Origin of the sequence: Mycobacterium sp. SMC-14, assembly GCF_046250075.1 — a bacterium.
Lineage (GTDB): Bacteria > Actinomycetota > Actinomycetes > Mycobacteriales > Mycobacteriaceae > Mycobacterium.
Map to the genome: position 1 here is coordinate 2,825,808 of NZ_CP176429.1, position 13,745 is coordinate 2,839,552.

11 protein-coding genes are annotated in these 13,745 nt (G+C 67.1%); 6 read left to right on the top strand and 5 right to left on the bottom strand.

The annotated features are described in order from the left end of the window. Positions 1–118 precede the first annotated feature (118 nt). The 4 genes from ACKY0W_RS13265 to ACKY0W_RS13280 are packed head-to-tail and all read left to right on the top strand — an operon-like array spanning position 119 to position 7,258. A complete protein-coding gene (locus ACKY0W_RS13265) occupies positions 119–1,495 on the top strand; it encodes a hypothetical protein (protein WP_409434426.1) in 1,377 nt (458 codons plus the stop codon). Beyond that, positions 1,495–2,004 (top strand): hypothetical protein, encoded by a 510-nt coding sequence (locus ACKY0W_RS13270; RefSeq protein ID WP_409434427.1) that lies wholly within the window; start codon positions 1,495–1,497, stop codon positions 2,002–2,004. The genes ACKY0W_RS13265 and ACKY0W_RS13270 overlap by 1 nt, the downstream gene beginning before the upstream one ends. A 2-nt stretch (positions 2,005–2,006) precedes the next feature. After that, a complete protein-coding gene (locus ACKY0W_RS13275) occupies positions 2,007–5,183 on the top strand; it encodes an adenylate/guanylate cyclase domain-containing protein (protein ID WP_409434428.1) in 3,177 nt (1,058 codons plus the stop codon). Continuing rightward, positions 5,180–7,258, top strand: coding sequence for an FAD-dependent oxidoreductase (locus ACKY0W_RS13280; RefSeq protein ID WP_409434429.1), 2,079 nt, complete (start codon positions 5,180–5,182; stop codon positions 7,256–7,258). Before ACKY0W_RS13275 ends, ACKY0W_RS13280 begins: the two co-directional genes overlap by 4 nt. A gap of 3 nt (positions 7,259–7,261) precedes the next feature. On the opposite strand, the gene ACKY0W_RS13285 is transcribed toward ACKY0W_RS13280, so the two are convergent. Continuing rightward, a complete protein-coding gene (locus tag ACKY0W_RS13285) occupies positions 7,262–7,960 on the bottom strand; it encodes a sensor domain-containing protein (RefSeq protein ID WP_409434430.1) in 699 nt (232 codons plus the stop codon). A gap of 230 nt (positions 7,961–8,190) precedes the next feature. Here ACKY0W_RS13285 and ACKY0W_RS13290 point away from each other — a divergent pair, with 230 nt between their 5' ends. Then, entirely contained in the window at positions 8,191–8,916 is a 726-nt protein-coding gene (locus ACKY0W_RS13290; protein ID WP_409434431.1) for a DoxX family protein, read from the top strand. A 4-nt stretch (positions 8,917–8,920) separates the two neighbouring features. Here the strand turns inward: ACKY0W_RS13290 and ACKY0W_RS13295 are convergent, their stop codons facing one another. The 3 genes from ACKY0W_RS13295 to ACKY0W_RS13305 are packed head-to-tail and all read right to left on the bottom strand — an operon-like array spanning position 8,921 to position 11,426. Further along, complete coding sequence (locus ACKY0W_RS13295) at positions 8,921–10,147, bottom strand: winged helix-turn-helix domain-containing protein (RefSeq protein WP_409434432.1); 1,227 nt, start codon at positions 10,145–10,147, stop codon at positions 8,921–8,923. Continuing rightward, on the bottom strand, positions 10,135–10,629 hold the full coding sequence (locus tag ACKY0W_RS13300; protein WP_409434433.1) for a dihydrofolate reductase: 495 nt from the start codon (positions 10,627–10,629) through the stop codon (positions 10,135–10,137). The genes ACKY0W_RS13295 and ACKY0W_RS13300 overlap by 13 nt, the downstream gene beginning before the upstream one ends. Beyond that, complete coding sequence (locus ACKY0W_RS13305) at positions 10,626–11,426, bottom strand: thymidylate synthase (RefSeq protein ID WP_409434434.1); 801 nt, start codon at positions 11,424–11,426, stop codon at positions 10,626–10,628. Before ACKY0W_RS13305 ends, ACKY0W_RS13300 begins: the two co-directional genes overlap by 4 nt. Positions 11,427–11,468: 42 nt before the next feature. Here ACKY0W_RS13305 and ACKY0W_RS13310 point away from each other — a divergent pair, with 42 nt between their 5' ends. Next, positions 11,469–12,209 (top strand): dienelactone hydrolase family protein, encoded by a 741-nt coding sequence (locus ACKY0W_RS13310; RefSeq protein WP_409434435.1) that lies wholly within the window; start codon positions 11,469–11,471, stop codon positions 12,207–12,209. Positions 12,210–12,373: 164 nt separating this feature from the next. On the opposite strand, the gene ACKY0W_RS13315 is transcribed toward ACKY0W_RS13310, so the two are convergent. Further along, positions 12,374–13,744, bottom strand: coding sequence for an MFS transporter (locus tag ACKY0W_RS13315; RefSeq protein WP_409434436.1), 1,371 nt, complete (start codon positions 13,742–13,744; stop codon positions 12,374–12,376). Position 13,745: the final 1 nt, after the last annotated feature.

Genomic DNA, 13,745 nt, shown 5'->3' on the forward strand with positions numbered 1-13,745 from the left:
TGTGGAAATTATCCGTGTTACCGAGAATTTAACGCTGCGGGGCTTGCCGATAAACGACCTGAACGCCGTATACTACCTGCTTAATCGGGAGATCGGAGGCCCAATGGTGGCGACCGATATGGCAACTGCGATTCAATCTCTGTTGGCGCTTTACGGCGCTCTCGATCAAGCGGTCACCGACACCGGAGACCCGGAAATCGAAGCCACCGTCGAGCGTTATCTTCCGGACACCGCCGGGGCGAATGCCGGATGGTACGAAGAATTGCTCGGCTTCCTTGCCGGTCTGGACCACCGCGAGGTGGGTGCGCCGGCGGCCCCGGACCTGGGCCTGGCGTTGGCGACGCTGCAAACGGCAAACGGATCTGCCACCGACACGCGGTCAGAGCCCCTGACCGCGGTGCAGTTGTCCCGCTTGGTTTTCGCGATCGGGGCCCTGAGCCACCTGCCGCAGTATTACCCGCCCGACCGGTGGGATGACCAGTTCGCCGCGACCTTGACCATCGTTGGCGCCGCGCACGGTACTGATTTGCTCAGCCTGCTACGACGCGCTTTCCACGATCGCTCCGACTGGCCGGACGTCATGCACATTGCTGTCAGTGCGGGATTGATCCGCGCCGATATCGCTGCGGTGCCGCTGTGCCAAGTCAAACCCAAGTTTGTACGCGGCCGACTGTGCGTGGTGTACAACACCGAGTTCACCAGCCCCGCAGTGTCGCTCGACGAGTTGAAGAATGTCGTCGACCCGCTCAACTGGCATCATTGCCTGCCGTTCTTCTGCTACATGCAGGGCTGGCCTGTCCGCCCGGACGGTTGGAGCCGGGTACTTGAACATTGCAGTACCACCTGTCCGATCGCCGGAACGCCGCAGCTGGTGACACCGCTGAAGTACTGGAAAAGCGCCGGCGTGCCGGGCCAGCCATCGGCGCCGACCGCGTGCGTCGATTTCGCACTGGACGACGACCCGGCAACAGGCGAGCACGGCGACGGCCGGATGGTGATCGACGAGGGCTTCATCAGGATGACCGCAACCGACGGCGATGCCGCCAGCCCCGGCGTGCGGGTGCGCACCCGAAAGGTCGCCGGTTTCCGGGACCTGGGTTGGGTTCCCGCGGCCGTCTTCGGCTGCGTGCTGGGATACGGCGATCAGGGCGTGGAATTGCTGCTGGGTGGCGTGGCCAAGCGCGCTGAGGCCGGGGGTAAGGGCTGGACGGATTGGGAGCGGTCGGCGCCCGCGCAGATCGCCGGTATCGCGGCGGCCCACACGTCGCCGGGAGCCGGTGACAGCGCCCCGAGCGCCGTGACGCTGGCCGTCGAGATGGTCAACCAGTGCATCGACGACATGTCCGGCAGGAGCGCGGCGCTGGCCGCCAAATGGGCGGCCGGGGCAATGCCCATCGAGGAGTCGATAACGCTCGCCGCCGATCTGGCCGCCCGGCTTGCCTCCGATCCCTGGCGTTATCTGGATCGACTACGGGCCAGCCAAGGGGGCGCATGATGACCGATACCGCCGGCTGGATCACCCAGTACGCCACTACATCACAGCGCCTGGTCAACGAAGCCGGTGCGCTCATGCAGCGGGTCGACCACCAGATCCGCAACGGTACGTACGGTTCCGAACACGTCGCCAAGACGGCGAGCGAGCTTCTCAATCTGGGGCTGGCCGCAAGCCTCCAGTGGACCCAGGCCATGTTCTCGTTCTGGAGCCCAGCGTCAACCGACGACGTGGAGCTGTCCGAGTTCATCGAAGCCGAGCCCGACAGCGGCTGCGAGCGGGTGCTGTCGGTCGCCCAGCCCTTCCGTCGGCTCGGCGCCGAATCCGATGCGATCGGCGCGCATTCACTGGTGTTCGTGCCGGGTATCTTGCGTGTCCACGCGACTCGTTTCCGGGTGGGCGTCAGAGGGCAGGACTATTCCAGCGGCACGTATCGCGGCAGCGTCCGGCTCACCAGTGTGCAGGCCGGCGTTTCGCGGCAGCACGAGATGGCCGTCACCGTAGACCTGTGACCATGTCCGATCCTTCGAGCACGATCGACGAATTGCTTGATCACGCCGTGCAAGCAATCAACACCGGCGACCGTATGACCGCCAGCGCCCTGGCCGAGCAGGTACTCACCATCGACGGGGACAATCAAGACGCCGAAGATCTACTCGCCGCACCGGCCGTCGGTGGCGACGTACTTCGGCGGATGACAATACTTTTCGCCGATGTCGTGGATTCGACCGCATTGTCGACCCGTATCGATCCGGAGATCTACCGCACGGTGATCGGGCGCTACCGACAGCAGGTCACCGATGTTGTCGAGCGCTACGAGGGCCACATCTTCTCCACCAAGGGCGACGGACTGCTCGCGGTGTTCGGCCATCCCATCGCCCACGAGAACGACGTGCGACGAGCCGTTCAGGCCGGACTGGATATCACCCGGGAGATCGCGCAGCTCAGCGATCGGGTGCGAACGCGATTCGGCTTCGACATCTCGGTGCGGGTGGGCGTCCACCGGGGGCTGGTGTATCTGGATGTCGCGCAAGACGACGTGTACGGGCTGGGCGCCAACCTGACCGCCCGGGTCTCCGGCCTGGCGCCGCCGGGCTGCGTGGTCGTCTCCGGAGCGATCGCGCCACTGGTGTGCGACCACTTCGAACTCGAAGCCCGAGCAGCCCAACGCGTCAAAGGCATCGAGGAGCCGGTCGAACACTACCGAGTCGTTGAGGAACACCTCGGCCGGACGCGGGTTCCGCTGCGGCCTCTGGTCGGCCGCGGTCGCGAGCTGGCCCACCTGCAGGAGGCCTGGATTGAGGCTCAACGCGGTGCGCTGGCCGTTGCGGGGGTCTGCTTCAGCGGCGAGGCGGGTATGGGCAAGAGTCGATTGGCCGCGACGGCGGTCGATCTGGCCGAACAGTCCGGCAGGCCGGCCCTGGTGCTGATCGGATCACCGTTTCAGGCCGATGCGGGCCTCTACCCGATCCGCGCCTTGCTCGAGCAACGGTGCGGGATCGAGCGGACGACCGCCCAAGGCGCCCGGATGCGGTTGCTGGAAGAAGAGTTGCAGGCGCGAGGTTTTGAGCCTTCTGCCGCCGTCCCGCTATTGGCGCCGGTGTTGGGCATCGCGGCCGAGCATGGTTATCAACCAGTGCAGGCCGAGGGAACCAAGCTCTACCAGCAGATCATCGAGGCCATCGTCGGATATCTGCGTGCCTGTGTCGGTTCCGGTCCGGCCGTGATCCTGGCCGAGGACCTGCAGTGGTTCGATGCGTCGACACTCGACGTCATCGCGGCGCTACTCGGGGGCAACACCGGCACGCTGCTCGCGGTGCTCACCGCGCGCGACACGCGTCCACTGCGCGCCATAGCGGCGCAGATCGAGGTGTTCGACCTCGCACCGTTGACCGCGCAGGAAACCGACCAGCTGGTCGCCGCGTTGGACCCGGCATTGTCCGGGGACGAGCGGGCCGAAGTGCAGCGCCGCTGCGACGGTGTGCCGCTCTATATCGAGGAGGTCGTCGCCAAGTTCCACGAGCAACCCACCGACGCAGCAGGGTGGGCGCGCGCCCCCGACGCGCTCTACGAGCCGCTCTTCTCACGGCTTCGGGCCAGCGACACCACCATTGAAGTGGTCGAGGCCGCCGCCACCATCGGCCGGGAGTTTGACCGCGCCATATTGTCCAGTGTCGTCGAGATGACCGAGTCCGGCCTCGACGCGGCCCTTCAGGCCCTCGCGGCCGCGCGCGTCTTCCTCCCCGCAGCCAAGGACCGCTGGCGTTTTCGTCACGAATTGCTCCGCGAGGTCGCCTACGAGCTGCCACCTCCCAGCGTGCGCCGCACCTTGCACGGCCGGGCCGCCGACGCGATCGTCGCCGCCTCGGACAATCCGGACTGGCATCTGGTGGCGCTGCACTACGAACACGCACAACGCTTCGACGCAGCCGCCGACGCCCTCCGACGGGCGGCATCCGATGCCCGGCTTCGAGGCGCCATCAACGAAGCCCGCGCCAACCTGACCCGCGCCATCGTCCAGATCGAACGGGCGACACCAGCCCCGGCCCGTGACGGATGCGAGACCAACCTTCGCCTTGAGCGAGCATTCCTCACCACGGCAGTGAACGGGCCCCTGTACCCAGAGGTCTCCGCCGACCTCGAACGCTGCCTGCAGCTGGCCAACACCAGTCTGCGCGAAGAGGACCGCTCGGCGACCCTGGCCACCCTGTGGGCCTACTACCTGACGCGGGGGGACCTGCACCGATGCCTGCAGCTCGCCAAGTCGAGTCGGTTGGCCGGCCAGAGCTGGTTTCGCTCCGCGTTCGGCACCGCCGCGTTGTTCGGCGGAGAGTTCAACGACGCACGCACGGCGCTCGAACTGGTCGCAGCGGTGCTCGCCACCACCAATATCGACTATGAATCGGTGTACTACATTCCCTGCGACCCGATCACCTCGGTGCACACCCATTTGGCGCTGACCCGTTTCGTCCAAGGTGACCTGGCCGGCGCCGAAGACCAACTGGCCGCGACCGTCCATCGGGTGGCCCGCCTCGGCTTCCCCCAGGGTCCGTTCAGCCTTGGCTACCAACGGTTCTACCAAATCTGGATGTCCATCGAGACCGGCAGACTGGATCTCGCCGCCGATATCGCCGACGAGTCGGCGGTGCAGGTGGAACGTCACGGCTTCGAGTACGCGGCAATGTTGGTGGCTATTCAACGGGCCACCATCCGCGCCGTGTCGGCACTTGCGGCCGGCGATGGAAATCCGGCCGCGTTACAGCCTCACATCGACGCGATGGCAAGGATCGTCGACGAATTCGGCGAGACCGAGTGGAATATCTTCGCCAGCTTCTACCACGCGGTGCTCGTCCGGCTTTTGCTCGCCGCCGACCGGACCGACGCGGCCCGCGAACGCCTGGCTGCGGCACTGCAGGCGGCCGACGACACCGGCGTGAACTTCTACCGCGCGGAACTGTTTCGGTTGCGCGCGCAGACGGTCGACGACGCCGATGCGCGCGAGGCGGACCTGCGCACCGCAATCGCGACCGCGAACGAACAGGGCGCCATGATTTTCGAGTTGCGTGCCGCGGTGGACAACGTCGAACTGCGCGGCGAAACCGCAACGAGCACACTGCGCGACGCGATCAACCGATTTCCGGCCGACAGCGGCTGGCCGGAGCTGCGCCGGGCCCGGACGCTGCTCAGGTGAGTAGAACCGGAGGCCGCGTCGCCATCCTGGGCGGCGGCATGGCCGGATTGAGCGCCGCGTGGCGACTGAGCGAGCCGGGCTGGCGTGATCGCTTCGACTCCATCACGGTCTACCAGCGCGGCTGGCGACTCGGCGGAAAGGCCGCGTCCAGCCGAGGCCCGCACGGGCGGGTGGAGGAACATGGCCTACACGTCTGGCTGGGCTGCTACCAGAACGCCTTCCGGCTGCTTCGCGAGTGCTACGCCGAACTCGACCGGGCCACAACCGATCCGACGGCACCACTGGCCACCTGGGACCAGGCATTGATTCCGGCGGACAATGTTGCGGTCGCCGATGAGTTCGGCGGCCATTGGCTGACCTGGCTGGCCACCTTCACCGGCAACGACGGCCTGCCCGGCGAGGCGGGCAGTACCGGCCGCGAGATGACGGTGCTGGAATTCACCCGCCGTGCAGTGCAACTGGTCTGTGACTTCGCCGAATCGCAGCGCGGCACCGCGTGGGTCGGGTTTGCCCTGACCGCCTCCCCCGATCCACCGCGAACCGCGCGATTGAGCGAGACGGTCGTCGACGCGGCCCTCGCCGTATTGGCCGTACTGGCCGAACCTCGAGCGGCGCAGGCCACGGTTCCGCAGCTGATCGACGACGCCCTGGCGGCGGTGCGAACGGCACTCGATTACGACCACCGGCCCGACCACAAGCGGTACTGGCTCCTACTGTCGATGATGACCGCGGTGATCCGCGGCATCCTGGCCGACAATCTGGTCACCGATCCACGGGGCTTCCGGTCGATCAACGACGAAGACTTCATCGCCTGGCTGTTGCGCCATGGTGCACATCGCGACGTCGGCGAATTCTCTCTGATCCGAGGGCTGTACGACCTTGTCTTCGGCTATGCCGACGCGGACCCCGATCGGCCGTCGTTCGGCGCCGGACTGGCCATCTTCATGACCGGTTCGGCGCTCTTCAGCCACCAAGGCGCGATCTTCTGGAAAATGACTGCCGGAATGGGCGATGTCGTCATCGCACCGCTGTATCAGGCGTTGCGGCAGCGCGGAGTCGAGTTCGAGTTCTTCCACCGCCTCGAGGCGCTGCACCTCGATGACCGGCGGCAGTCGGTCGATGCGATCACACTTGCCCGGCAGGTGCGCCTCGCCGACGACCGCACCCACTATGAGCCGCTGACGACGGTGCGCGGACTGCCGGTATTTCCCAGTAGCCCGGTGACCGCCCAACTCGCCGCACCCGATCAGATCCCCAACGGCGGTTGGCATGCGCTGGAAACACATTGGTCAGAGCACGCCGACGCCGAGACCCGGGTGCTACGCCGGGGAGTCGACTTCGACCACGTCGTACTGGCCGTGTCCCTGGGCATGCTGCCGGTGGTCGCCGCCGAACTGGTCGAAGACCGGCCGGAGTGGCGCCGGATGACCGCGGAGGTACGCACCGTCGCCACCCAGGCCTTTCAGATCTGGTTGCGCCCCAACGAACTCGAGCTGGGCTGGAACGATCCGGGGGTGACGCTCAGCGCTTACCTGCCCCCGTTCGAAACCTGGGCGTCCATGCCGCAGACGCTGTGGGCCGAGGACTGGCCCGAGCACGATCGGCCCGGTACGGTGGCCTACTTCTGCGGCACCCTGGACGCGGCGTGGCCCACCGACGACGTCGGCTCCGGTTATCTGCGGCGACATCAGCAGCGGGTCCACGCGCAGGTCGCCGACCACCTCGATCATCACCTGTACCGGTTCTTTCCCGCCGCCGTCAGCGAGGCGGGGTTCAACTGGCACCTGCTCAGTGGTGTCAACGGCGAACGCGGCCGTGCGGCGCTGAACACCCAGCACGTCAGCGTCAACGTCGACCCCTCCGACCGGTACGTGCAGTCCATCCCCGGCACCGACCGTTACCGACTGCGCGCCGACGAAAGCGGTTACGACAACGTGGTTCTGGCCGGCGATTGGACCGACTCCGGAATCAACGCCGGGTGTATCGAGGCAGCGGTCATGTCGGGCCTGCAAGCCGCGAACGCCGTGGCGGGGCGGCACCGATTCCACCGCATTCGCGGCTGGTATCTGCCCTGAACCTCAGCTGGTCGGCACTTTCGCAGCGATCTGGCCGGCGATGACCACCGCGGTGTCCCTGGGGTCCGCGCTGCAGGTGTTGACGTCGATCACGACGTTGTTGGCCACGGTCAACGCCCGCCCGCAGGCCCAACTCACGTCGTTGCCCGCGTTGTCTTGGGTCGCGACGGTGCTCAGCATGCCGTCGGCGTTGACGATCGGTCCCGCGGTCCAGGTCGTGCCGCTCTGCACATGGCTGTATTCGTGGCAGGCCGGCCATTGTCGGGCCGCATTGGCGACAAAGGCGGCGGCCCGCTTGGCCGACGGAAACGCGATGACGGCCTGTTCGGCGAAGTGCTCGAAATCGTCACCCTCACTGAGCGCCTGCTCCCGCACCCCGATGTAGCCACTGTCGGCGTATACCGGCGCCTGGGCCGCACCGTCGATGGCCAGACACTCCTGAGGTTGCATGGTGGCGCTGTCGTCCGACAGGGCGGTATGAGTACGGGTGACGGCCATATCGGTCGCCTCCATGATCGGGTTGACCTGCTCGGGGGTGAGCAACAGGGCGCGCAGGGCGTCCTCGGCGACGGGCGCAGCCATGATGGTGGTGGTGGGCACCGACGATGGGGTGCTCGGCAGGACCTTGAGGCCGTGCGTTCCGCATCCGGAGGCCAGCGCGGCCCCCGCGAGGACAAGCACCCATGCAGAAGAAACCCGCATACCATCACCCCGACATCCCCGACCCCGGATCGACGCGCCAGTCATCAGCGCCGCCGATCAGCTCCCGTTCGCCACCCTAGCGCCGTCCGGGCAGCTTCGCCGGTGACGATCGATCCCCCCGGCAATCGACGTTTACCTTGTAAGCCCCAACGGGTATGCGCCACCAAGGGAGCTGCGGATCAGGCATGCGAGCGTGCCGGCCAGTAATCCCACCGGCGATAGGGGGCCCAGTGTTGCTACGGAAGATCGCCCGTCCACTGCTGGCGGCAGCGTTTATCGGTCAAGGAGTGGACGCATTGCGCCGACCGCAGCAAGCCGGGCAAGCGGCCCGTCCGGCGTTCGATGGCCTCAAGCAGCTACCCGACGAGATAGCGGCGAAGGTGCCGTCCGACGTCGAGTCGTTCGCCAAAGTCAACGCGCTGGCGCAGATCGGCGGTGGCGTCTTGCTGGCTAGTGGCAAACTGCCCCGAGTTGCGGCTGCGGTGCTGGCGTGCACGGTCATTCCCGGCAGCGCCGGGGCGCACATGTTCTGGACCGAGCCCGACCCGCAACGCAGGACCGAACAACGCAAAGCGTTTTTGACCGACGTCAGCCTGATCGGCGGATTGTTGATCGCCGCCGCCGACACCGAAGGAAAACCCTCGCTGGGCTGGCAGGCCCGTCGGGCCTATCGCCGTGCAGCCGCCGCCTTGCCCACGACATCCGGTGATGCCGCGCTGGAGACAGTCGGCGACAAGGTGAGCGCGGGCCTGCAGGCCGGCGTGGAACACGGCCGCGAACTCGCCGAGATGGTGGGGGAAAAGGCCGGACCGCTACTGGAGTCGGCCGGCGAACGGGGAGCACAACTCGCGGACATCGCCGCCGACCGCGGAACCGAGCTGGCGCAGGCGGCCCGCGAAGGCGCGACCACTTTCGCGGACAACGCCCGCCGCCGCATTCGTCAACACCACTGGTAGACCGTCACGCGGAGCCGGCGCGCACCCGTCGGCGCAGTTCGGCTGCCAGATCCCCACGCTCCCCCACCTTGAGCTGATTCAGCCCGAGCCAGGACGCCATCGACTTGAGTTCACCGACCAGTGCCTGGGCCACCCGTGCGCGTGACTGCCCCTCCTCGGCAAACGCCCCGACGACGTGCAGCGCACCCTGTTGCCGATCAGCCTTGAGATCCACCCGGCCGACCAGCTCCCCGTCCAGCAGGAATGGCCACACGTAGTAGCCGTACTGGCGTTTGGGCGCCGGGGTATAGATCTCGATGCGATAGAAGAAGTCGAACAGACGCTGCACCCGCGGCCGAAAGAAGATCAGTGGATCGAACGGGCAGAGCAGCGCGGTGCCGCGATCGGTTCGCGGAATCGACTGCCCGGCACGCAGATAGGCTGCGGCGTCCCAGCCGTGTACCTCCACCGGTTCCAACTCGCCGGCTGCCACCAACGTCGCGATCGCCGGTTTGACCTGGGCTGCTGAGAGCCGGAAGTAGTCACGCAGGTCGGCCTCGGTGGCAATGCCCAGGGCGCCGGCGGCGCGGCGGACCAGCTCGCGGATCGCCTCGTCGTCATCGACCTCGACAGCCAGCACCTGCGGTGGCAGCACGTTCTCCACCAGGTCGTAATGCCGGGCGAACCCGACCCGGGTGGCCGTGGTCAACACGCCCGACGCGAACAGCGCCTCGGCCACCCATTTGGTGTCACTGCGGTTCCACCACGGCCCCTTACCGGCCCGCCCGGATGCGGCAGCCAGGTGCTCTTCGATCTGGCCGGCGGTCACCGGACCCAGTTCGCCGACCGCGGCGGTGACATCGCGGACCAACTGCGGATTGGCCCGCACGATGTGCGAGCCCCACCGGCCGTTCGGCCACTGCCGCATCCGCCAGCGCAACAGCGGCCAGTCTTCGACGGCCATCAGTGCCGCCTCGTGCGCCCAGTACTCGACCAACAACCGCGGCGAGCGGGCACTGCGACTCCACGCGGCTTGATCCAGCACGGTGCGGTCGTAGGGCCCGAGCCGGCTGAACACCGGCGCGTAGTGGGCGCGTACCGCCACCGAGACGGAGTCGAGCTGCAGTACCTGAATGCGGGAGATCAGCCGCTTCAGGTGCGCCCGGGTGACTGCGGCAGAAGGTTTGAGATCCGTGAAACCCTGTGCGGCAACGGCTATCCGGCGCGCCTGCGCGGCGGTCAGGACTGGCACGAAGTCCGGTGGTAAGTCAGATAGCGGTAGCGCAGACCGGTTCGGCTGGTCAGCCACTCCCCCGTGCTGGCCTGCCAGGACTGGTCAAGCACCGGCGCCACGGCGTCACCATCCTGCACCGGCAGATCGATATCGATCTCGGTCACTTCGCAGTGGCTGGCCAGCGGCAGCGCCAGCGCGTAGATCTCCGCGCCGCCGACCACCCAGATGTCGTCGCCCCGTAGGGCATGCTCCAGGGTCGGCACAACGGTGGCGCCGTCGGCGACATAATCCGAGTCTCGGGTGAGCACGACATTGCGCCGATCCGGCAAGGGCCGAACTTTCGCGGGCAGCGATTCCCAGGTCAGCCGCCCCATCACCACGGTGTGGCCCACGGTGAGCTGCTTGTAGCGGGCTTGGTCCTCGGGCACCCGCCAGGGAATGCCGCCGGCGCGGCCGATCACCCCGGACTTCGATTGAGCCCAGATCAGACTGATCGTCATACCGCCACGGGCGCCTTGATCGCCGGGTGCGGGTGGTAGTCGCGGATCTCGATGTCGTCGTAGGTGTAGTCGAAGATCGAGTCACGCGGCGCCAGAACCAGTTGCGGATACGGACGCGGATCGCGGCTCAGTTGTTCGCTGACCTGCTCGACGTGATTGTCGTAGATGTGGCAGTCACCGCCGGTCCAGATGAAATCCCCGACGCCCAGCCCGGCCTGCGCTGCCATCATGTGGGTCAGCAGCGCATAGCTGGCGATGTTGAACGGCACACCGAGGAACAGGTCCGCGCTGCGCTGGTAGAGCTGGCAGGAGAGCTTGCCGTCGGCAACGTAGAACTGGAACAGCGCGTGACAGGGGGCCAGCGCCATCTGGCCGATCTCGCCGACGTTCCATGCCGAAACGATGATGCGGCGAGAATCCGGGTCGGTGCGCAGCAGGTGCAGCGCAGCGGAGATCTGGTCTACCTGTTCACCCGACGGAGTCGGCCAAGAGCGCCACTGCACTCCGTAGACCGGACCGAGATCTCCTGTCTCAGACGCCCATTCATCCCAAATGGTGACACCGTGTTCGTTCAGCCAAGCGATGTTGGAGTCACCGCGCAGAAACCACAGCAGCTCGTAGATCACCGACTTGAGGTGCACCTTCTTGGTGGTGATCAGCGGAAATCCGGCGGCCAGGTCATAACGCAACTGGTGACCGAACAGACTGCGGGTGCCGGTACCGGTGCGGTCCGCCTTCGGGGTTCCCTCGGCCAAAACCAGCCGCAACAGGTCCTCGTACGGGGTCGCGATCGGCACGCCGCCAGCTTACGACGTTGACGGCGGAGTACAACGGAGGCCATGCCCACCATCACCGACACCATCACCACGCCCGACGGCGACTGCCCGGTTCGCCTGTTCACTCCGGAGGGCGCTGGGCCCTGGCCGGGCGTTGTCATGTACCCCGACGCCGGCGGGGTCCGGGCGACCTTCGACCAGATGGCCGCCGAGTTGGCGAGCTATGGCTACGCCGTGCTGCTTCCCGATGTGTACTACCGGCACCCCGGTTGGGCCCCGTTCGACATGGCGACGGTGTTCGCCGATGCCAAGGAGCGCGGGCGGCTGTTTTCGATGATCGGCGAGGTGACCCCGGACCGGATGACCACCGACGCCCAGGCGTTCTTCGACTATCTGGCCGGCCGGCCCGACGTACGCGGGGCGAAGTTCGGGGTGTGCGGCTACTGCATGGGCGGACGCACGTCGATCATCGTCGCCGGACGCGTGCCCGACCGGGTGGCAGCGGCGGCGTCGTTCCACGGCGGCGGCCTGGTCACCGACGCTCCCGACAGCCCCCACCTGTTGGCCGACCAGATGACGGCCACCGTCTATGTGGCCGGTGCCGAGAACGACGCCTCGTTCACCAAGGCGCATGCCACGGCCCTGGACGAGGCGCTGAGCGCCGCAGGCGTCACGCACACCGTCGAGTTCTATCCGGCCGCGCACGGCTTCGCGGTGCCCGACAACGCGCCCTATGATGTCGACTCCGCGGCCCGGCACTGGGCTGCGATGCGGGACGTGTTCGGCGACGCACTCGGCGGTTAGCGAGGCTCGACGAAGGAGAGACGAAGCTGGACCGCCGCATCAGGCCCGGCGGTTAGCGAGGCTCGACGAAGGAGAGGCGAAGCTGGACCGCCGCATCAGGCCCGGCGGTTAGCGAGGCTCGACGAAGGAGAGGCGAAGCTGGACCGCCGAACCAGCCCCGGCGGTTAGACGTCGACGAGTTCGGCGTCCTTGGTCTCCTGCATCGCCAGCAGCGCCACGAACGAGCACGCGGCCGCGATCGACAGGTAGCCGCCCACCCAGGCCACGCCGTGGCTGGTGGCCAGCCAGGTGGTGATGAACGGTGCCACTGCCGCCCCCAGAATGCTCGCCGCGTTGTAGGCGACACCCGAACCGGTGTAGCGGACATTGGTCGGGAACAGTTCGGGCAGCACTGCACTCATCGGACCGAATGCCAAGCCCATCAACGTCATCCCGATGATCAGGAACGCCAGCATCACGCCGGTGGACGCGGTCGGGGCGAGGAATGCGCCGAAGGTGGTTCCGTACACCATGATTCCGGCGGTGAAGAACAGCAGCAGCGGGCGTCGGCCGAAGTGGTCGGCCAACCTGCCGACGATCGGCAGCACCGCCACGAAGAACAGCACGGCGATCAACTGCAGTCCGAGGAACTCGGCGTAGCCGTATCCCAGCCCGACGCCCTCGGGTGGACGCTTGGCGGTGCCGTAGCTCAGGATCCACGTCGTCACGGTGTAGAAGAGCGTGTAGGGCACCACCATCACCAGCGTGCCGATGACCAGCCGGCGCCAGCTGCCCCGTAGGAGCGCCGCGATCGGCGCGTTCACCGGCGCACCGGTGGCCTTCGCCTGCGCGAAGACCGGGGTTTCGGTGAGCCGCAGCCGGACATACAGTCCCACGGCCACCATGACGGCGCTCAGCAGGAACGGAATCCGCCAGCCCCAGGTGAGAAATGGTCCGGTTTCGTCCGCGCCGGCGGTGCCCGGGCCCAACCACGTGAACAGCACCAGGAAGATCGTGGTGGCCAGCAGATAGCCCAGGGGCGCACCCAGTTGCGGCCAGATTCCCGCGGTCGCCCGGCGGCCCGGTTTGGCGGTTTCGGTGGCCAGCAGCGCAGCACCGCTCCATTCGCCGCCGAGCGCCAAGCCCTGGCAGAACCGCAGGGCGGCCAGTAGCACCGGGGCGAGCAGACCGATGTGGTGGTAGGTGGGCAGCACACCGATCAGGAACGTGGCGACACCCATGAGCAGCAAGGAAGCGACCAGGGTGGATTTGCGGCCCAGCCGATCACCGAAGTGACCGAACAGGATCGACCCCACCGGTCGGGCCACGAACGCCAAGCCGAACGTCGCCAACGAGGCCAACAGCGCCGCCGTGGGATTGCCCTTCGGGAAGAACAGGTGCGGGAAGACGGTGACCGCGGCGGCCGCATAGACGTAGAAGTCGTAGAACTCGATCGTGGTGCCGACCATCGCCGCCATCGCGATCCGCCGGCGCGGAACACCGCCGACGAGGTCGGTCCCGCCGGCGGCGGCGCCGGCGCGATACGACGTGCTCATC

What these genes read in the sequence shown, in the direction of transcription:
- ACKY0W_RS13265 (WP_409434426.1), top strand. Translation starts at nt 119, where the DNA reads ATGGCAACTGCGATTCAATCTCTGTTGGCGCTTTACGGCGCTCTCGAT.
- ACKY0W_RS13270 (WP_409434427.1), top strand. Translation starts at nt 1,495, where the DNA reads ATGACCGATACCGCCGGCTGGATCACCCAGTACGCCACTACATCACAG.
- ACKY0W_RS13275 (WP_409434428.1), top strand. Translation starts at nt 2,007, where the DNA reads ATGTCCGATCCTTCGAGCACGATCGACGAATTGCTTGATCACGCCGTG.
- ACKY0W_RS13285 (WP_409434430.1), bottom strand. Translation starts at nt 7,960, where the DNA reads ATGCGGGTTTCTTCTGCATGGGTGCTTGTCCTCGCGGGGGCCGCGCTG.
- ACKY0W_RS13300 (WP_409434433.1), bottom strand. Translation starts at nt 10,629, where the DNA reads ATGACGATCAGTCTGATCTGGGCTCAATCGAAGTCCGGGGTGATCGGC.
- ACKY0W_RS13310 (WP_409434435.1), top strand. Translation starts at nt 11,469, where the DNA reads ATGCCCACCATCACCGACACCATCACCACGCCCGACGGCGACTGCCCG.
- ACKY0W_RS13315 (WP_409434436.1), bottom strand. Translation starts at nt 13,744, where the DNA reads ATGAGCACGTCGTATCGCGCCGGCGCCGCCGCCGGCGGGACCGACCTC.